This window comes from Sedimentibacter sp. (genome assembly GCF_038562225.1).
GTDB lineage: Bacteria > Bacillota > Clostridia > Tissierellales > Sedimentibacteraceae > Sedimentibacter.
Map to the genome: position 1 here is coordinate 1,143,540 of NZ_JBCFAS010000002.1, position 20,662 is coordinate 1,164,201.

Sequence of the window (20,662 nt, forward strand, 5' to 3'; positions counted from 1 at the left end):
GCACCATCTTCTTTTATATTTTTAATATATTATATTATGTCATTCTTCATCTTTTACTCTTTTAATTTTTGCTCCCAGGTTCATGAACTTGTTCTCTATGTGCTCATATCCCCTGTCTATATGGAAAATGTCAGTAACTTCAGTAAGGCCTGATGCAACAAGTCCGGCTATTATCAGAGCCGCTCCGGCTCTTAAGTCGGTGGCTTGTACAACCGTTCCCTTCAGTTCCGGTGTTCCTTTTATCTTTGCCTGTTTCTTGGTGAATTCAATGTCCGCTCCCATCTTCTTTATCTCGTTCACATACTTGAAGCGGTCCTCGGATACCCCTTCAACCACCATGCTTTCTCCGTTAAGAGACGACAGAAGCACTGTCATGGGCTGCTGAAGGTCTGTGGGAAAGCCCGGGTACGGAAGTGTCTGTATGTTTACGGGAGTAAGCTCCTTTTCGTAGAACACCCTCATGGAATCTCCGTATTCCTCTATACCCACTCCCATTTCCTTGAGTTTTGCCGTAACCGGCTCAAGGTGCTTTGGAATTATATCATCTATGATTATGTCTCCCTTTGTGGCTGCTGCGGCAATCATGTAGGTTCCAGCCTCTATCTGATCCGGTATAACCTTGTATGTGCAGCCGGTGAGTTCCTTCACTCCGTTTATTCTTATGACGTCTGTTCCGGCTCCCTTTATGTCAGCTCCCATGGAGTTCAAAAAGTTTGCGGTATCCACTATGTGGGGTTCTTTTGCAGCATTTTCTATTATGGTTCTCCCTTCGGCATAAACCGCTGCCAGCATGATGTTGATTGTGGCTCCCACACTTACCACATCCAGGTAAATCTTTGCTCCCACAAGCTTGTCGGCTTGTACATTCACTCTTCCTTCCGGTGTTATGTCCACGGTTGCTCCCAGGGCCTCGAAGCCCTTTATGTGCTGGTCGATGGGCCTGTCTCCTATGTCACATCCGCCCGGAAGCAGTGAGGAAGCCTTCTTGAATCTTCCAAGACCTGATCCCAGAAGATAGTAGGATGCCCTCATCTTCTTGGAAAGTCCGTTTTTCAGGTAACATTCATCTACCTGTGACGCATCCACATATATGGACGTATCGTCTATATAATTTGCGTCTGCCCCTAGCTCTTTCAATATGTCTATGAACACATTCACATCTTCTATTTTAGGAACATTCTGAATCGTGCACTTGCCTGCGCACAGCAGAGTTGCGGGAATTATGGCAACTGCGGCATTTTTGAATCCTCCGATGTTTACTTTTCCCTTTAGCTTTGTTCCGCCTTCTATTACAAATTTAGACATAAACAATTCCTCAATTCTGTTTTTTATGTATTTCAAATTGACTGGCAATGGTATAATCAATGTTACAATTATATTACATTTCATCATATAATGATATAATATTTTTTGTTTTATTTCAATATAATAAAATTACGTCATAAAAATATTTCGGTATCTATCGGCTAGTCTACACTTGTAAGGTGCTTTTGAGAGCCGTCGGTAAATATAACTTTCCACGTGGGATCAGAATTTATTCTTGTGATGTACTGCCAATTCTCATCTTCTGTGCTGTAATATGTCATTTCTATTTCAGAGATTTTTTTGTCCTTCACGTCATCGTAAGTAAGAAGTCTCACCAAAGCTTCCACGGCCGTAACAGTGCGCACCTTTTCAGGTATTTCCTTTACTGAATTTATGCGCTGCATCTCGAATTTAAAAATTCCTTTTGAATCAGCATAAAAATACATGTAGGAGTTATCCATGGAATAATCCTTGTATTTCTGTGTGTATGACAAGATGAACATTTCATCTGAAACAAAGCGTCGGTTTTCGGAATAGCCTTCAACATCAATGTTCTTTCCAGCTACAAAATCGTTAATGAACCTTATCATGCTTTCTTCATCCGGTGCTTTTCCAGACAGCTGTTCTCTTGCAGTGTATATGAGTTTTTTGCCGTCGGTGATTTCAAGTTTCTCACCCAGATTGTTGTAGTATTCATAAACTTCATCCACGGCTTCCACACCGGCTCCCAGATAATTTTGAACCAGCTGGTTGTCAGCAGTAATTATTTCATACTCGGTTTCAAGCAGCGGAAGGGTATATGTTTCCCTGGGTATGCTGCCGGTTATTTCTATGTTCTTTTGTTTAAGCATCCCTTCCACACTTTCCATAAACTGACTGTCGCTCATGACGTCGTATTCTTTTGAATTGGTATTGCCGAAGTAGGACACCAACAATATTATGTTCAAAACAACAAATGCAATTATGAGAATAGTGTTTGACTTGTTCCAATCCATCTTATAGCCCTCATTTCAGTTTACCACTCCTCAATCAGCGTTCCCGTAATGGCGTTGAAGATGTAGCTTTTGTCCTTTACCTCCACAACCCACACCACTCTCAGCATCTGTTCCTTTGAAATTCTTGCCAGGTCGAAGTAGCCGAGATATATGTTGCTTATGTCCTTTATCATTTCAGGTTTCAGAGGTTTTATTTCAGATACGGTTCCGTCAGGCGAAACTTCTCCGGTATCAAGGTTTTTGTTTATTACATCTGCCGCTGGAAGTATCTGAGTCTGGTTCATTTTATCCATCTGTGAATTGTCGATGTTTCTAATGAACCTTTTGTATGACACAACGCTTTTTCCCACAACGTCTATCTGCAGGGCTGAATTTTCTCTTACCCTGCTGAACAGTATGGGTCTTTCCATTATTTTGTATGAAAATGTGTATCTGTATCCGTAGTTCCCTTCATGCTGAATGCTTTCCACATTGCTGAGATAAACGCTGCCTGGAAATCCCAGAAACTCCTTGGTGAAATTCACAGCCGCAGCAAGACTGTCATATATGTCTGTCACGTTGCTGGGCTCGAAGGCAGAATCATAGAGGTCCAGAAGTCCTTCATCGTTTATTTTAAGCACCTTTTCGGTTCTGTACGTATAAACCAGGTTTCCGCTTACTTCTACAGATTTTCTGACGTAATCGTAGTTTTTCTTGAAGTATTCCTTTGCTATCTCATTGATTGTGGCTGTATCAAACACATCAAGTTCAGACTGAACAAAGACGGGGTTCAAAGCCGTCTGTTCCATGGGAACAGGCACCTGTACCGTTTCATTTCCGATTTTCTGGTCAAAGGAATACTTGGTCTGTCCTTCAAAGTCAAACTGGCTTACCAGATCCAACAGCTCGCCCGTGTCCACAGCACCGCCTTTTATCTTCACTGTAGTCTCACCGGTGTAGAAATAGATGGAATCCGTGTTCTCCAAGTCTATTATGACATTCTTGATGCTGCGTATGGTGCTGTTGATCTTGCTGTTGTCGATTTTCATGTGACTGGTGAATATTTCTGTCGGAATACCGGTGCTGAAATCAAATTTCAGGTACTCCGACGGAAAAGCCGCAGATTCCGTAACGGTGCTCTCATCGTAATCAGAAAAAGCATCGTTTATGATGTGGACCGTCTTTCCCCACATGTCGTACTGGTCGGAATATGTGACTGTGTACATTTCGTTATATTTTATTATATTTTTCACGGGTCTGACAACTTCCCATATATCGGCATAAACAACTTCATTCTTGCCGTCGGTTTCGCCGGCGTCTGTGTCGTAGTTTAAAAAATCAGGAAGCTGAAGCCATACTTTGCTGCTTAAATAAACGCATACTATGACCACCGCAAACAATATTACATTCTTTATCTTACTACGTATCATACATGCCTCTTGAGTTTTAACGGAACTCGGGTATAGTTAATATAATTTCAGTTCCTTTGTTTAGTTCACTTCTAACGGCAATGGTGCTGTCATGGGCGTCTGAAATCTGCTTTGCAATGGATAGCCCCAGTCCGGTTCCGCCCATTTCCCTGGACCTTGCCTTATCTACACGATAGAATCTCTCAAACACTCTTGCCTGATCCTCTTCAGGAATTCCGATACCGTCATCCTTTATGCTCAAAACGACGCTGCCGTTTTCCCTTTTGGCGGATATCCGCACGTTTCCGTTTTCAGGAGTATATTTTATGGCATTTCCTGCAACATTGAGCATTATCTGCTCCAATCCGTCCCTGTCAAACATAACAAACATGTCCTGGGGAATCTCGCCTGATTGCAGGCTGATGCCCTTGTTTTTCGCGTGCATCTGAAGCTTCTTCAAGGTCTGTGCCACCATTTCGCCTATACTTATCTTTTCCTTCTTCCACTTGGTCTGGGAATAATCCATTCTGGACAGCTTCAGCAGGTCGCTTACAAGCCTTGACATGCGGTCGCTTTCCGAATTGATTACGTTTAAAAAGTCCTCTGAAATCTGCCTATCCTCCAGGGCGCCGTCAAGCAGCGTCTCAGTATAGCTTTTTATGGTTGTGATCGGTGTCTTCAGTTCGTGGGAAACATTAGCTACAAATTCCTTCTGCAGCTTGTCAATCTTGTACTGTTCAGTAATGTTCTTGAACACAATAATTACGCCGCCTATTTCATTTTTGTTGTTCATGAACGGTGCGTAATCCACATTATATGTTTCTCCGTTCTGTTCCAAAATATCGGTGCCGTGGAAGTTGTTTTTCTTCAAGTGCTTCAAGAGCATGTTGTCCTTCACCTTGATGATTGCAGAGTCATAACTGTCATTTTTGCTCAAATTCAGTAATTTTTCAGCCACAGGGTTCGCATGGATTATGTTGCCTTCTGTGTCAACGGTTACAACACCGTCTGCCATGTACTTGAATGTCGTCTCCATCTTGCTTTTTTCCTGCTGAAGGTTTGACATGGTCGTTTTAAGCTCGTCAATGAGAAAGTTAAAGGTGTAACCAAGCTGTCCTATTTCATCGTTTGACTTTACATCAACCTTGTGGTCGAAGTCTCCCTGGGACATTTGCTTTGCCTTGGCAGTCAGGTCCTTGATCGGTCCCGTTATGCTGGTGGATAGAATGAGCCCCAAAAGTATTGTTATGGCCAGCGCTATGACCGTGGCCTTGGACATGATGTCTCGTGACTCATGGACAGTGTCATAAATATATTCGATGTTGTTTACAAAATAAATGTAGCCCTTGATGCTTCCATCAAGGTACACGGGATATGACATATGGTAGTAGCTTGAGCTTTCCCCTCCATCAAATTCATCCGGGGGAGCTATGTAGGCAGGGCTTCCGTTCATTGACTTTGTGAGGATGTAGTTGTTAATCTTGTTGGTGTTAAAGGCACTTTGTCCTATTACTTCCTCCACGCTGCCGGCTATGATGGTCTTTTTTTCATCGTTCAATATGACATACAGGTCCTCGTTGTATCCAATCTGCATGTTGTTGATGCTTTTTTGGATTTCGTCGGTATTTTCGCTCCAGTTGTCTGATTTAAGCGGGTCTGACGATGCTATAATAAACCCGACTCTGGAATCCATATTTGTGGCGTTCATATCCAGCTGAATCTGTTCAAGCTGGTCAACAATGTAGATGCCCACTATGGACATGGCCAGGAAAACCAGCAAAAAATAAATCAATATAAATCTCCATCTTATACTCTTAAACATAATTATACCCTACAGGACCGATAAACATGTCAAAATTAATTTGAAATGGTTATCGGTCCTCATCCTATCTGCTTTTGAAGTAGTATCCCGTTCCTCTTTTGGTAATTATATACTTGTCATCATCGGTTTCAATTTTTTCTCTCAGCCTTCTTACGGTAACGTCCACAGTTCTCAGGTCGCCGAATTCATAGCCCCACACTTCCTTCAGAAGATGCTCCCTGTTGAAAACCCTGTCCGAGTTCTGGAACAGGTACTTAAGAAGATCAAACTCCCTGTTGGTCAGGTCAATTATGCTGTTGTCCCTGCTCACTTCATAGGTGTTCATATCGATGGTCAGACTTCCTACGTTAATGATCTTGGACTTCATCTCCTCGCTGACGTTGGAAAGCTTAACCCTTCTCAGGTTAGCCCTCACCCTTGCCACAAGCTCCTTGTTGCTGAAGGGCTTTGTGATGTAGTCATCTGCACCAAGCTCCAATCCGGTAATCTTGTCATTTTCTTCTTCCTTTGCCGTGAGCATTATGACCGGCATCACATATTCCATTCTTATTTCCTTGAGTACTTCAAATCCGTTTTTCTTTGGCAGCATTATGTCAAGGATAACCAGCTCGGGATTCATTTTATGAACCATCTTGAGTGCATCTTCACCGTCGTATACAGTCTGCACCTCAAAACCTTCTTTTTGGAGGTTGTACTTGATTATTTCCGCAATAGGTCTCTCGTCATCCACAACTAAAATTTTTGGCATAAATTCCTCCATGAAAATTACTTTCTATTTGTCTTATCATTTTTTGCACTTGATTAATAATTATTAGCGATTGTATAAATTTTTAATTATTATATTATACCATGTTTTTTAAAAATGAACACCATCTTTATTTAAAAGCATAAATTAATTTAGGTGGTGAAAATAATGAAAAATCATATAAATTACAACAAGCTCTGTCCAATCGTGCAGGGGCAGGTCAATTCAAGCAGCAACAAAGTTATACCTGTAATTATAACCTATAAAAATGACAAAAAAGTTAAAGAAGGGCAAATTTCTTCATTATCAAATAAATTAAACTACAACCTTCCCATCGTAAACGGATGCGCCTGTGACATGAGCATACAGTCCATCATCGAGATAACTTCCGATCCGGACGTTGAATTCGTCAGCTATGACGCAAAGGTTTTCGCCCTTATGGACATTGCAAGAGACGTAGTAGGTGCCGACTTGGTCCTAAATACGGGATACACGGGAAAGGATGTGACGGTAGCCATAATAGACACGGGAATCTCTCCCCATGCTGACCTGGTGTACCCCGTAAGCAGAATCGTCGGATTCAAGGATTTTGTCAACGACGAAAAGAAACCCTACGACGACAACGGTCACGGAACGCACTGCGCGGGCATACTGGCGGGCAACGGCTATTCCTCCAGGGGAAAGTACAAAGGGATAGCTCCGGAGGCAAACATACTGCCCATAAAGGTTCTGGATGAAAACGGAAACGGCAACACTTCAGACATCCTGTCCACGGTTCAGTGGATAATAGAAACAAAAGATGCGTACAAGACAAGAATAATCAATTTTTCACTGGGAGCCATAGCCCAGTATAGAGAAAGGAGAGATCCGTTGGTTAAGGCAGCCAACCATGCCATAGACAACAACTTAATAGTAATTGCTGCAGTTGGGAACAGCGGCCCCATGAGAAACACCATACTGTCCCCTGCAACGAGCCGTCTTGTGATTTCCGTAGGAGCACTGGATGACGGAAGAGCAGATGAAGAAAGCAACAGTGCCATTGCAGAATTCTCAAGCCGCGGACCCACGCTTGACAGAATCAGAAAACCGGACCTGATTGCACCCGGGGTGAACATCATGTCGCTGTCAAACAAGAACATGACCGGATATACCACGCTAAGCGGAACTTCCATGTCAGCTCCCATGGTTTCAGGGGCTGCGGCACTATTATTAAACGAAAACCCAAACTACACCCACTACGATATCAAAAGAAAGCTGCTGAACGCATGCACCAAAATCAAGGCGTCGTCACTGGAACAGGGTGCCGGAATACTTGACATCAGCCGCATCTTTTCCTAGGATAACAAAAGGGAATGCCTCACATTCCCTTTTATTCATAGAACCTTGCCTTGCATAGTTTCATAGGTCCGGGTGTTGTTGCCATTGTTGTCATATCCTTCTATAAATATAAAAGAAGATGTAGTTGTTGTTGCATTAATCATATCAACATCTCCGTCCCATTGTCGGTAAATGGTTTTTACTTGTTCTTTCGTGTAATATGCCTTCCTCTTTGTCAGTCTAATAATCATCCAAAAATCAGTAATATCATCGAAGGAGCCGCCACTAAACCTAAAATAATTTATTAATCGTTGTTGAAGTATTTTTAATTTTCTATCTCCCGGATCAAAAGTTAGTTGTGCCTTTAATCCATTTCTCATACCTCTACTCTCATGAAGCATCTTATTATACTCATCCCAGTAATGCTCTTTGTAATAATCTGTAATCCTCATGACTTGTATTCCATATCCTATAACCATTATAACCCAAACAACTCCCATACAGGCTATAGCACAACCATCAGAATTATATTTTAGAGCTATAATTTCTAAACAGCAAAATATGCATGCTACTAACCAATATTTTTTTATTGATGAAGTCATATATATCACATCTTCCTTCGCCATCTACCGCAAGCTGCCCTCACCATTCGCTCCAAAGCCTTCAACGCTTCCTGGGAAACTATGATAATCTCCTTGTTTCATTTGTGCTTTAACCTTATCTGTAAACTTAATATTTTCCAGAGGATTAGCGTTACTCGTTCCCTCAGCAGAACTGGAATTAAGTTCATCTATGATCTTAGCTTTATTAACACATTTTGGTGGACTCTTATAATAATCTGCAACTGAAACAAATGCAAATACGTACATCTGTATCGCACCTGAAGTCCGTACACCCTTCTGATAAAGCCGTTTATGCTCCTGTCGTGGATACCGGTCTATTAAGTCTTCGCTTTGATACATACCACTGTTTATCCCATCTGTCATAGGAGACATGTTTAGGTAATATATCTCATCATCTGTTTTTCCTTCGTATCTTTCCCAGCCCTGATCGTCAATCAATTTTGCAAGCTTTTCTGCTTCCATTTGTTCCTGTTTGAATGACCACACGAGCGCATCCATATAACTCACACCAAGCTGTTCTTCAATATACCTATCATATACCGAAGGCATTCCAACAGGATCGTAGTCTTTTTCCTCATATGATGCAAAAAGATCTAAGTCATCTATTACAGGACGTAGTCCATCTGGGTCTATGTAAATAACCGGATTATTATTTACATACAGATACTGTATAAGCTGAACAGGGTCTTTAGCATAGTCTGTAATGTCATAGACACTGCCATCCAAGATCTGATCAGTTGAATCAAACCTTCTGTTTTGCGCATCATAGAACCTTGCTTTTGCATAGTACATACTAAGCACGCTGTCATAATCATGGGTTGCGTAGCGCTTCACCAAATCAAGCTCTCGCTGTCCGCACTTTAGTACTGCATTGTGGGTTATTTCTCCCCATTCGTTGTAGTGAGTCCAGCTTTCTACTTTTTCGGTCATAGGACTTGTCAGATAATCTGCCGTACCCAGGTAATCCATGTGGTAGTACAGCCTTATTTAGTTGACCTTCTCCTCAATTAGATTACCAGCACAGGTATAGGTGAAGCCTAATTTTTAAAAATACCCGCACTAGGTTCACATCCCACATACGTCCAAACTCATACTTTTCTATTTGATTTGTGAATACATAGCTCTTATCCATTACATAAATTATTAAGCTCCGGAGCAATTAAGCATTTCGTATAGGGGGGAAGTGGAAAATCTACACAGATTCATTAGAGGATTTTATAATAAATATTGTCCTAAATAATTGCAAATACTCAATTGATACAAAGTAAGTCAGTGAATTTTAGATAAAAGAAGCCAACGGAGTAAGTCTGTTGGCTCTTACTACTTACTTATGGTATAATCCCTTCTTCACGAGTTGTTGAATATATGTAAGCCTAACGGCTTCATGCCCGTATATTCCTGCTGCCAGAAGGTCACCAATTTGCTCCTTTGAAATTTCTATTCTCTCTTCTCCTCTAACCAAAAGTATTTTGTCTGTAAATGCATCAGTTGTCCAAAAATCGGGTATGGTTACTTCTCCGATTGCTGGAATATTACCAATTACATTCCATACCCCATTTTTCAAACCATTATCTGTACACCAAACAGAGAATAGTGTGTTAAATTCTCTTATTGTTGCTAGCTCTTTACTGTCTTGTGAAGGGTGCAGTTCAAATAGTTCTACAAATATCGAGGGATTATCTAGCTTGAGTATCCTTCCATACCCTATATTCCCATTTTCATCTAGTCTTAATTCGAAAACATCTCCCTCAACATACTTAACTCTTTTTGCCAACAATTTCACTCTCCTTCCTTGCGCCTGCGACAAAGCACAAACGCCGGCAATGCCGACGTTTGTACGATGCTTATGACGTGGTCGAAATGGTCATTTGTGCTTCAGATAAGTGGTCGGCTTTCCGAATTAACCGCTAAACTACCGTTTTCTATAGGTGGTCATTCCTGTGGTCACATTAGTTTTCAACCAATTCAAGGTCGTCATCACCAACTGTCAATAGTTCAAGTGTTTCTCCGTTTTCATCAACAAATTCGACCTCATATCTATTAGGATTTTCGTGAAGTATAAGCATTACAGCACCTTTTGTCCCTCTGGGGATTAGTGGATTTAAGTCGCTTTTAGCTCTAACAACATCATATTCTTTTAACATTAGCTCCTCCAATATGCTTATTTTTTTGTTGGTATTGACGTAACCAATCTTACAACATCATCTTCTGCGCTTTTCATCCATGCAAAAGTAACGTCTATTACTTTACCGTTTGCTCCGGTGATTGAAATTGATTGATTGAATTTAGTTCCGTATTCTGTAACTCCTGTTTGTACTGCCTTGGTCGGTTCAAATACAATCTGTTTAGCTAAATCATCCATGTTACTTTGCGTATATCCTAAAGCCTCTTTAAACCATTTCGCTTTACTACCTCCAACAGGGTGATCAGCATTCAACAAATATCTTGTTAATTTATCGTCTACGCTTTGTCTGGACAGTGTTTGAAGTGCATCACTCCCACTCTTAATTTTATTTAATTGATTACTTACTCCCAAAGCATTCTTTGTTATAACTACTGCAGCACCAAACATAGCCATTGTTCCTTCAGCTTGAGAATTCATCTCTTCACCAAATAGTTTATTTAACTCAGCAACTGAAAGTTTGCTTACATCAATGCCTTTAGATGACATACGCATTAACTTGTTTTGAAATGCAGCAACAGTCATTGCAGTATATCGAGGGTCTCCTTCAAACTCTTCTATTGGGCGATTGTCCCACCATATTGTATATGCAATATCAACATTCTTATCTCCAGTATCTATCGCTAAAATGGTTGGTTTAGTATAATCCGTCCCCTTATCACATTTTTTAATGTAATTATTATAATCTCTGGCCTGGGATAAATCAAATCCATGTATAGGTGCAGTTGCTGACGATACAATTCCCTCAATAAACATATCTTTATGTTCTTGTCGATAATAACGGTAATCAAAAAGCTTTTCTGTCTCTTTTTTTTCTTGTCTTTTTGAATATGCTCCATATGGATCTAAGTCATCTATTACAGGACGTAGTCCATCTGGGTCTATATAAATAACCGGATTATTTTTTACATACAGATACTGCACAAGCTGAACAGGGTCTTTAGCATATTCTGTAATGTCATAGACACTGCCATCCAAGATCTGATCAGTTGAATCAAACCTTCTGTTTTGCGCATCATAGAACCTTGCTTTTGCATAGTACATACTAAGCACGCTGTCATAATCATGAGTAGCATACCTCTTCACCATGTCAAGTTCTCGCTGTCCGCACTTCAGTACTGCGTTGTGGGTTATTTCTCCCCATTCGTTGTAGTGAGTCCAGCTTTCTATTTTGCCGGTCATTGGACTTGTCAGGTAATCTGCCGTACCCAGATAGTCCATGTGATAGTACAGCCTTATCTGGTTGACCTTCTCAATTAGGTTGCCCGCACTTGTATCCACGCCGGTGATGTTGACACTTAGTCTGTCATTGCCGTAGACATAGCGGTATTCAAGACTGTTTACTTCGTACTCCATCAGAGGTTCGAAGGTATCGCTGGTGTAGTCCACTACAAACTGCTTTACAACAGTGGAGGTCTTGTTAAGTTCAGGGCTGGCTGCTACTACCTCCGGAGCTAGCTTATCCTTTTTGTCTTTTTTACCAGTCTGTGGATTTACAACAACCTCACCCTCTACCATGGTTGTCAGAGCAGATACGTCATGGTAGCCGTAAGCATTCTTTTTAATGACCCATGTATTTTCAACAAGGGCACCCAGACCGTTGTACAGATATGTGCTGCTTTCTCCCAGTTCATTTACTCCAAGCACCATTTTGTTTGTCTCGTCGTAGGTATACTCTCCGGTGACGGAAATCTTACTGTTCTTGGTGTAGGTTTCCTGAATGAGGTTACCGCGCCTGTCGTAGGTAAAATTGCTCTGGGACATCCATCCGTCTTCGGTTTTTTTGGTAATCTGGTTCAGATTATTAAATTTGTAGTCTACGGACTTGTTTCCAAGTTCGGTTTCATAAGTCAGGTTACCCAAAGAATCATACTGGTATGTTCGTGTCTTGTTGCCGTAGTTCTCGTGTGCTGATATTACGCGGTGCAATGCATCATAGGTATAGGTATTTTCAACCGTAGCCTCTCCTGTACCGTTTCCGCGCATATATTCATATGTCATGTTGCCGCAGTCGTCGTAGGTATAGGCATGCTTCTGCTGCTTCATGTCATTGTTTGATGGGTCTGTGTCTGTTACATTCAGAAGCTGACCTACGGAGTCATATTGATAATCTTCAACCCAGCCGTGAGGCCTTGTCAATACTGCATACTATTTGACCTTCTAAGTTGGATTCAAAGCTTCCTGTCTTGCTGTTGAGGCCATATCTAACTAAGTATCAAAAAAGGCGGAGATGTTGCCACATTAATTATGTCAAAATCTCCGTCCCCTTGTCAGTCTTACGCTAAGTTTTAATCCTCAATAGCATTACTATTAATTCCTTTAAGTACATATAAAATATCTCAATGATAAAGGAATTAACTTATTAACGAAGGTTCCATAATAATCTCTTTCTCGATTTCAGCAGAAATTCCTGTAATTGTAGCAACGCCATAAATCCCTTTCATTCTTGGTTGATGGTTCAATTTTTCACCTTCTTCAGTGCAAAACCAGCCCTCGCGAATACCTGGAATCCCAAATTTATAAAATCCATAGTCAAGAGCCTTCTCAACATCAGTAAGTGGTAAATTCCCAACATTATAAAAAAAACCTTTTTGCCAATAGCTGATGTCTACTATCGCAGGATTAATCAATAGATCATCATAATTTGGCTCAAAATTATCCAGTGATATTTGGTTACTCCTACACTTATGAATAAAAATTGTCTGTTTTCCTTCAACAAAAGTATCATTATTTATTGTTTTTATGTTTGTTTTTAATACTTTGCCATAGAAATATATGTTTTCTCTTGGGCTCAATAAGAATACATCACCAATATTAATTTTAGGTTTTGTTTTTTTTATAACTCTTAGTTGATAATCAGCGTTTCGAAAATTATCTAATTTTTCTTTAATTTCTTGAGGTTGCATATTATATCTCTTTTTATACTCCAGAGATATTGGGTTTTCGTTAGATAAATTCAAAAAGATTACCTCCTTTGTGTCTTTTTAAACAGATAAAATAACATCTTGCATGTTACTAAAATAAAAAAGAGACGCAAAAGCAAGATTGTTAAAATTATACCAAATCCTGCTCTTGCTTTTTTAGCGCAAATTTTTAAAGAAGAACCCTAAAAGAAATTAACGCTTATTTTAGACCATTAATAAAACCTGTAGCCCACCGCATAGCATCATTGTAATAGGTCGAAGTTGGACTTATACTATTAATTTGATTGAGCACATTTCCTGGGCCATTTTCAATAAAATACTGCTCAATCGCTCTAGCCTGATTTCGAGTAAGTCCCGAGAATGTTTCTTGTAAATAATCCAATCCTTTTCCCCCATAGTTGTGTTGATATAATCGTGTTGACAACTCTTGCTTTGTTATTCCAGTGTAGACAGGTTCCCCATTTATAACCCCTTGATACACCTTATTATTTGCACTGCCTGCATTTAACCAATTTGTAAATTCATCTGAATACTTCCCCGCACCTTCAACATATGGAACCTTATCCGGCGTCTTTTGCAAATATGCGACTACAAACTCCGAAAAACCGTATATTGCCGGTATTGAATTCCCTAAAAGTTCACCCTTTTTATATAAATCTGCATTATCTCCCGAATATGGTATTGCCTCATATCCTTCAGGTATTAACCCGGCTTTATCAAAAAACCAACTCCAGAAATTCCCTCCATACATTCCATTAGCCATACCCTCAGTCATTGGCGAATGTTGTATATAGAAATCTAAATCAGCATTTCTCATCCGCTCATCAGAAATGAGATTATTATCACATTTTTTAATCTTTTTATTATAATCTCTGGCCTGGGATAAATCAAATCCATGTACAGGTACAGTTACTGACGATACAATTCCCTCAATAAACATATCTTTATGTTCTTGTCGATAATAACGGTAATCAAAAAGCTTTTCTGTCTCTTTTTTTTCTTGTCTTTTTGAATATGCTCCATATGGATCTAAGTCATCTATTACAGGACGTAGTCCATCTGGGTCTATATAAATAACCGGGTTATTTTTTACATACAGATACTGCACAAACTGCACAGGGTCTTTAGCATAGTCTGTAATGTCATATTTACTTCCATCCAGAATTGGATCAATTGCAGTAAATCTTCTGTCTCCAGCATCATAGAATCTTGCTTTGGCATAGTACATACTAAGCACACTGTCATAGTCATGGGTTGCATAGCGCTTCACCATGTCAAGCTCTCGCTGTCCGCACTTTAATACTGCGTTGTTGGTTATTTCTCCCCATTCGTTGTAGTGAGTCCAGCTTTCTACTTTGCCGGTCATTGGACTTGTCAGATAATCTGCCGTGCCCAGATAATCCATGTGGTAGTACAGCCTTATCTGGTTGACATTTTCAATTAGGTTGCCAGCACTTGTATCTACGCCTGTGATGTTGACACTCAGTCTGTCATTGCTGTAGACATAGCGGTATTCAAGACTGTTTATCTCGTACTCCATCAGAGGTTCGAAGGTATCGCTGGTGTAGTCCACAACAAACTGCTTTACAACAGTGGAGGTCTTGTTAAGTTCAGGGCTGGCTGCTACTACCTCCGGAGCAAGCTTATCCTTTTTGTCCTTCTTGCCTGTCTGTGGGTCTACAACGACCTCTCCTGCTACCATGTTTGTCAGAGCAGATACATCATGGTAGCCGTAAGCATTCTTTTTAATGACCCATGTATTCTCAACAAGTGCTCCTAAACCATTGTACAGGTATGCGCTGCTTTCTCCCAGCTCATTTACGCCAAGCACCATTTTGTTTGTCTCGTCGTAGGTATACTCTCCGGTAACGGAAATCTTACTGTTCTTGGTGTAGGTTTCCTGAATGAGGTTACCGCGCCTGTCGTAGGTAAAATCACTCTGGGACATCCATCCGTCTTCGGTCTTTTTGGTAATCTGGTTCAGATTATTAAATTTGTAGTCTATGGACTTGTTGCCAAGCTCGGTTTCATAAGTCAGGTTACCCAAAGAATCATATTGATATGTTCGTGTCTTGTTGCCGTAATTCTCGTGTGCTGATATTACGCGGTGCAATGCATCATAGGTGTAGGTATTTTCACCCGTAGCCTCTCCTGTACCGTTTCCACGCATGTACTCATATGTCATGTTGCCGCAGTCGTCGTATGTATAAGCATGCTTCTGCTGCTTCATGTCATTGTTTGACGGGTCTGTGTCTGTTACATTCAAAAGATGGCCTACGGAGTCATATTGATAATCTTCAACCCAGCCGTGAGGATATTCCATCTTAGAAATACGGTTCATGCCATCATAGTTGTAGTGAGTTGTTCGTCCGTCAGTTTCTGTTACTGACTTAAGATTTCCTAAAAGGTCATAAGTCTTGGTAGCAGTAGTGTTGTCAGGATACTTGACTGAGGTCTGGTTGCCTGTTTCGTCGTAGTTGTATTCAACAACTTTTCCTTTTGTGTCGGTATTCCTGGTAATGCGGTTTAATAAATCAACCTCGAAGGATGTCTTGCCTGTCCAGTCGTTCATTTCCACCAGATCTCCTACCTTATTGTATCGGTAGGATACCTCTTTTCCTCCATTATAGTTGATAGAGGTAATCATATCAAGACCATTATAGGCATATGCAGTCACTTTTCCGTCGGCGTCTGTCTTTGTTTTAAGATTTCCGTTACCGTCGTATACATAGGTTGTAACTGATCCCAGTGCATTTACTTCCTTTGTCACAAGTCCTCTTCCGTCAAACTCGTACAAAGTAACTTCCCATTCGTCCACATTGTCCTGTGTATCTATGTGGTGCATTGAGGTCTTTATTAAATTGTTCATTGAATCATATTCAAACAATGCGCAATTTCCCATAGCATCTATGGTTTCAACAATATTTCCATTAACGTCAAGTATATATCTTGTCTTATGACCGCCCTTGGGTTACTGCCCTCCCACGTGTTTGTCACGAGAATGATGACAACAACCCCGTCCCCTTGACATACCCTTGACATAAAATATTTGTTAAACCTTAAGAAGATGAAGCGTCCCCACGTCTTCTAATATGAAGAAAGGTCACACAGTTAAACTGTGTGACCTTTCTTTCTAATTCTGTTTACTAATATATTGCTTTGCTTTAAGTGTTGCTGTATTTATTGATAACGGATTAATCTCAAAGTATTTTTTCAATCCGTACTCAAGCACAGGTTTGATTTTATCATTCATACTCTTACTAAAAGCATCACAAAACTCATCTATATTTAGTGATTCACAATTAATACTGGTGTATACTTTATCCAAAATATCTAGTGTAAATCTTCCAAACACATCACATTGATTGTCTTTTGGATTTATTATGTCTGAATTTAGTGATTTTATAAGAAATCCAAAGTTTATATAGTAGCTATTTTCATAATTTGACTTTTGTGTTGCTACTACAATAATTAATTCATCAGTTTCAGTTCTAAAAATATTCCCTTTAGATTCAAATCCATATTTAGATAATACTTTTGCTAACGCTTTTTTAAACTCTTTTTTATCCATGAAAGCCTCCTAATAAGTATCTAATATAGTCTTCCATCCACCACCATATATGCTCTCTACTTCTTTTAAGTACCCTTGTAATTGCTTTGTACCCGCTTTAATTCCATTGGGATTATAAGGTTTTAGCTCATAAATTGTCTTTGTTTCAAAATCAATATAGTCAATTCGCTTACCACTTGGTAGTCTAAATTCTTTAAATTTTGTTGTATTATCAACAACATCAAATTTATATGCCTTATGCATCTCCTGACCCATTTTTAAACTAGACTTAGTATATGGTTTAGTACTACTCGTTCCCTTAATTTTAGTTAATTGATTACTTACTCCCAAAGCATTCTTTGTTATAGCTACTGCAACACCAAACATAGCCATTGTTCCTTCAGCTTGAGAATTCATCTCTTCACCAAATAGTTTATTTAGCTCAGCAACTGAAAGTTTGCTTACATCAATGCCTTTAGATGACATACGCATTAACTTGTTTTGAAATGCAGCAACAGTCATTGCAGTATATCGAGGGTCTCCTTCAAACTCTTCTATTGGGCGATTGTCCCACCATATTGTATATGCAATATCAACATTCTTATCTCCAGTATCTATCGCTAAAATGGTTGGTTTAGTATAATCCGTCCCCTTATCACATTTTTTAATGTAATTATTATAATCTCTGGCCTGGGATAAATCAAATCCATGTACAGGTACAGGTACTGACGATACAATTCCCTCAATAAACATATCTTTATGTTCTTGTCGATAATACCGATAATCAAAACTCTTTTCTGAATATGCTCCATATGGATCTAAGTCATCTATTACAGGACGCAGTCCATCTGGGTCTATATAAATAACCGGATTATTTTTTACATACAGATACTGCACAAGCTGAACAGGGTCTTTAGCATAGTCTGTAATGTCATAGACACTGCCATCCAAGATTGGATCAATTGAAGCAAACCTTCTGTTTTGCGCATCATAGAATCTTGCTTTGGCATAGTACATACTAAGCACACTATCATAATCGTGGGTTGCGTAGCGTTTTACCATGTCAAGCTCTCGCTGTCCGCACTTTAATACTGCATTGTGGGTTATTTCGCCCCACTCGTTGTAGTGAGTCCAGCTTTCTACTTTGCCGGTCATTGGACTTGTCAGATAATCTGCCGTGCCCAGATAGTCCATGTGGTAGTACAGCCTTATTTGGTTGACATTTTCAATTAGGTTGCCCGCACTTGTATCCACGCCGGTGATGTTGACACTTAGTCTGTCATTGCCGTAGACATAGCGGTATTCAAGACTGTTTACTTCGTACTCCATCAGAGGTTCGAAGGTATCGCTGGTGTAGTCCAAAACAAACTGCTTTACAACCGTGGATGTCTTGTTAAGCTCAGGGCTGGCTGCTACTACCTCCGGAGCAAGCTTATCCTTTTTGTCCTTCTTGCCTGTCTGTGGGTCTACAACGACCTCTCCCGCTACCATGTTTGTCAGAGCAGATACGTCATGGTAGCCGTAAGCATTCTTTTTAATGACCCATGTATTCTCAACAAGGGCACCCAGACCGTTGTACAGGTATGCACTGCTTTCTCCCAGCTCATTTACACCAAGCACCATTTTGTTTGTCCCGTCGTAGGTATACTCTCCGGTGACGGAAATCTTACTGTTCTTGGTGTAGGTTTCCTGAATGAGGTTACCGCGCCTGTCGTAGGTAAAATCGCTCTGGGACATCCATCCGTCCTCGGTCTTTATGGTAATCTGGTTCAGATTATTAAATTTGTAGTCTATGGACTTGTTTCCAAGCTCGGTTTCATAAGTCAGGTTACCCAAAGAATCATACTGGTATGTTCGTGTCTTGTTTCCGTAATTCTCGTGTGCCGTGGTTACGCGGTGTAATGCGTCATAGGTATAGGTATTTTCAACCGTAGCCTCTCCTGTACCGTTTCCGCGCATATATTCATATGTCATGTTGCCGCAGTCGTCGTATGTATAAGCATGCTTCTGCTGCTTCATGTCATTGTTTGACGGGTCTGTGTCTGTTACATTCAAAAGCTGACCTACGGAGTCGTACTGATAGTCTTCAATCCAGCCGTGAGGGTATTCCATCTTAGAAATACGGTTCATACCATCATAGGTGTAGCGGGTTGTACGTCCATCGGTTTCTGTTACTGATTTAAGATTGCCCAACAGATCGTATGTCTTTGTTACTGTAGTATCGTCAGGATACTTGACTGAGGTCTGGTTGCCTGTTTCGTCGTAGTTGTATTCAACAACCTTTCCTTTTGTGTCGGTAGTTTTAGTGATACGGTTTAATAAATCAACCTCGAAGGATGTCTTGCCTGTCCAGTCGGTCATTTCTGTCAGGTCTCCCACCTTATTGTATCGGTAGGATACCTCTTTTCCTCCATTATAGTTGATAGAGGTAATCATATCAAGACCATTATAGGTATATGCAGTCACTTTTCCGTCGGCGTCTGTCTTTGTTTTAAGATTTCCGTTACCGTCGTATACATAGGTTGTAACTGATCCCAGTGCATTTACTTCCTTTGTCACAAGACCTCTTCCGTCAAACTCGTACAAAGTAATTTCCCATTCGTCCACATTGTCCTGTGTATCTATGCGGTGCATTGAGGTCTTTATTAAATTGCCCATTGAATCGTATTCAAACAAGGCACTGTTTCCCATAGCATCTATGGTTTCAATAATATTTCCGTTGGCGTCAAGTATATATCTAGTGTCTGCCGTCGTGCTCATAGGCTACTGTATAACCCTCAGCATTGGTTTCGGTCGCCACATCGCCGCGGTCAGTGTAGGTATAAGCAGGGGCCCAACTCTTGACAGAGTAAGAAAGCCTGATCTCATAGCTCCTGGAGTAAATATCATGTCTCTTTCCAACAAAAACCTGACCAGTTATACAACATTGAGCGGAACAAGCATGTCCGCCCCAATGGTTTCAGGAGCTGCAGCACTTTTGCTGAATGAAAATCCAAACTACACTCATTATGACATCAAGAGAAAGCTGTTGAATGCATGTACAAAAATAAAAGCGTCCTCCATTGAACAAGGTGCCGGAATACTTGATATAAGCAGAATTTTTTCATAAAGACAGGGAACATCAAGTTCCCTGTTTTACTGTTTAACTGCATTTGAAACAACATAATATCCTACCTTATAAATTAAAAACAAATATATCAATAATACCGCAAAATAAATTGCGAATCTGATACGGTTTAACAATAACGGCAATACATCATTTACCTACACCTATATCAAAATGAGTTTTGTAATTGAAAAAATGGTAATTTACCAATGCAATTGTATCAAATCATTGTATACAATTCCATGAGATGACATAAAGATAGGCGGCCACCTCTATTGAGATACCCGCCTCCAAATGTAAAAAAATAAATTAATTATTCTTCTAAAATAATCTCCCGTTCTGCTTTTTCAAAGTCTTTTATAGCACTGTCATCATCATTATAAAAATCCTCCCAAAACCCACTTCTTGCCCATGTCTTTGGCAAAACAGAGTACGTATTACCTTTTCCTTGGTGCATAATCCAAATTGAAGGCATTTTTTGTGAAACTATTTCAAAGAGTTTTGCAGGGTACGGTATAACGATACCGTCATTATCTTTAAAACGATAAGCAACAAAGTCTCCTAATGAATTACTAAATGTAGATTCTGAGTTGTCATAGAATTCAATAGACAGTACTATGTACTCTTTACCAATAGTCAGAGCTTGATATGACCCCTCTTTTTTTAACCTTTCATTTCTAATGCATTTTACTTTCATATATTTGC

17 protein-coding genes are annotated in these 20,662 nt (G+C 40.0%); 2 read left to right on the forward strand and 15 right to left on the reverse strand.

The annotated features are described in order from the left end of the window. Positions 1-39 precede the first annotated feature (39 nt). The 5 genes from AAGU76_RS11710 to AAGU76_RS11730 all read right to left on the reverse strand — a co-directional run bounded on the left by AAGU76_RS11710 (position 40) and on the right by AAGU76_RS11730 (position 6,258). The gene (locus AAGU76_RS11710; protein ID WP_342485670.1) at positions 40-1,305 is read right to left on the reverse strand and encodes a UDP-N-acetylglucosamine 1-carboxyvinyltransferase; all 1,266 of its coding nucleotides are present in this window, start codon (positions 1,303-1,305) and stop codon (positions 40-42) included. A gap of 161 nt (positions 1,306-1,466) precedes the next feature. Then, the gene (gene yycI, locus AAGU76_RS11715) at positions 1,467-2,300 is read right to left on the reverse strand and encodes a two-component system regulatory protein YycI (RefSeq protein WP_342485671.1); all 834 of its coding nucleotides are present in this window, start codon (positions 2,298-2,300) and stop codon (positions 1,467-1,469) included. A gap of 20 nt (positions 2,301-2,320) precedes the next feature. Further along, the gene (locus AAGU76_RS11720; RefSeq protein ID WP_342485672.1) at positions 2,321-3,709 is read right to left on the reverse strand and encodes a hypothetical protein; all 1,389 of its coding nucleotides are present in this window, start codon (positions 3,707-3,709) and stop codon (positions 2,321-2,323) included. 16 nt (positions 3,710-3,725) lie between these two features. Then, positions 3,726-5,480 carry an ATP-binding protein gene (locus AAGU76_RS11725; protein WP_342485673.1) on the reverse strand — a complete coding sequence of 585 codons (1,755 nt, stop codon included), beginning with the start codon at positions 5,478-5,480 and terminating at the stop codon, positions 3,726-3,728. A gap of 94 nt (positions 5,481-5,574) precedes the next feature. Then, positions 5,575-6,258, reverse strand: a complete 684-nt coding sequence (locus AAGU76_RS11730) for a response regulator (RefSeq protein ID WP_342485674.1) — start codon at positions 6,256-6,258, stop codon at positions 5,575-5,577. 165 nt (positions 6,259-6,423) lie between these two features. On the opposite strand from AAGU76_RS11730, the gene AAGU76_RS11735 reads away from it, so the two are divergent. After that, on the forward strand, positions 6,424-7,593 hold the full coding sequence (locus AAGU76_RS11735) for a S8 family peptidase (RefSeq protein WP_342485675.1): 1,170 nt from the start codon (positions 6,424-6,426) through the stop codon (positions 7,591-7,593). Positions 7,594-7,628: 35 nt separating this feature from the next. Here the strand turns inward: AAGU76_RS11735 and AAGU76_RS11740 are convergent, their stop codons facing one another. The 9 genes from AAGU76_RS11740 to AAGU76_RS11780 all read right to left on the reverse strand — a co-directional run bounded on the left by AAGU76_RS11740 (position 7,629) and on the right by AAGU76_RS11780 (position 19,527). Beyond that, on the reverse strand, positions 7,629-8,198 hold the full coding sequence (locus AAGU76_RS11740) for a hypothetical protein (RefSeq protein ID WP_342485676.1): 570 nt from the start codon (positions 8,196-8,198) through the stop codon (positions 7,629-7,631). Beyond that, positions 8,199-9,164, reverse strand: coding sequence for an RHS repeat-associated core domain-containing protein (locus AAGU76_RS11745; protein ID WP_342485677.1), 966 nt, complete (start codon positions 9,162-9,164; stop codon positions 8,199-8,201). Positions 9,165-9,519: 355 nt separating this feature from the next. Continuing rightward, positions 9,520-9,969 (reverse strand): Imm26 family immunity protein, encoded by a 450-nt coding sequence (locus AAGU76_RS11750; protein WP_342485678.1) that lies wholly within the window; start codon positions 9,967-9,969, stop codon positions 9,520-9,522. Positions 9,970-10,144: 175 nt separating this feature from the next. Further along, positions 10,145-10,339, reverse strand: coding sequence for a DUF4926 domain-containing protein (locus tag AAGU76_RS11755; protein ID WP_342485679.1), 195 nt, complete (start codon positions 10,337-10,339; stop codon positions 10,145-10,147). A 17-nt stretch (positions 10,340-10,356) separates the two neighbouring features. Continuing rightward, positions 10,357-12,516, reverse strand: coding sequence for a DUF6883 domain-containing protein (locus AAGU76_RS11760; RefSeq protein WP_342485680.1), 2,160 nt, complete (start codon positions 12,514-12,516; stop codon positions 10,357-10,359). Positions 12,517-12,731: 215 nt separating this feature from the next. Then, positions 12,732-13,337 (reverse strand): immunity 26/phosphotriesterase HocA family protein, encoded by a 606-nt coding sequence (locus tag AAGU76_RS11765; RefSeq protein ID WP_342485681.1) that lies wholly within the window; start codon positions 13,335-13,337, stop codon positions 12,732-12,734. 163 nt (positions 13,338-13,500) lie between these two features. Beyond that, positions 13,501-16,188 (reverse strand): RHS repeat-associated core domain-containing protein, encoded by a 2,688-nt coding sequence (locus AAGU76_RS11770; RefSeq protein ID WP_342485682.1) that lies wholly within the window; start codon positions 16,186-16,188, stop codon positions 13,501-13,503. A gap of 246 nt (positions 16,189-16,434) precedes the next feature. Then, entirely contained in the window at positions 16,435-16,872 is a 438-nt protein-coding gene (locus AAGU76_RS11775) for a DUF4304 domain-containing protein (RefSeq protein WP_342485683.1), read from the reverse strand. Between the two features lie 9 nt (positions 16,873-16,881). Continuing rightward, positions 16,882-19,527 carry an RHS repeat-associated core domain-containing protein gene (locus AAGU76_RS11780; protein WP_342485684.1) on the reverse strand — a complete coding sequence of 882 codons (2,646 nt, stop codon included), beginning with the start codon at positions 19,525-19,527 and terminating at the stop codon, positions 16,882-16,884. On the opposite strand from AAGU76_RS11780, the gene AAGU76_RS11785 reads away from it, so the two are divergent. Further along, positions 19,502-19,960, forward strand: a complete 459-nt coding sequence (locus AAGU76_RS11785) for a S8 family serine peptidase (protein WP_342485685.1) — start codon at positions 19,502-19,504, stop codon at positions 19,958-19,960. The genes AAGU76_RS11780 and AAGU76_RS11785 overlap by 26 nt on opposite strands. A 310-nt stretch (positions 19,961-20,270) precedes the next feature. Here the strand turns inward: AAGU76_RS11785 and AAGU76_RS11790 are convergent, their stop codons facing one another. Then, the gene (locus tag AAGU76_RS11790; protein ID WP_342485686.1) at positions 20,271-20,654 is read right to left on the reverse strand and encodes a hypothetical protein; all 384 of its coding nucleotides are present in this window, start codon (positions 20,652-20,654) and stop codon (positions 20,271-20,273) included. Positions 20,655-20,662: the final 8 nt, after the last annotated feature.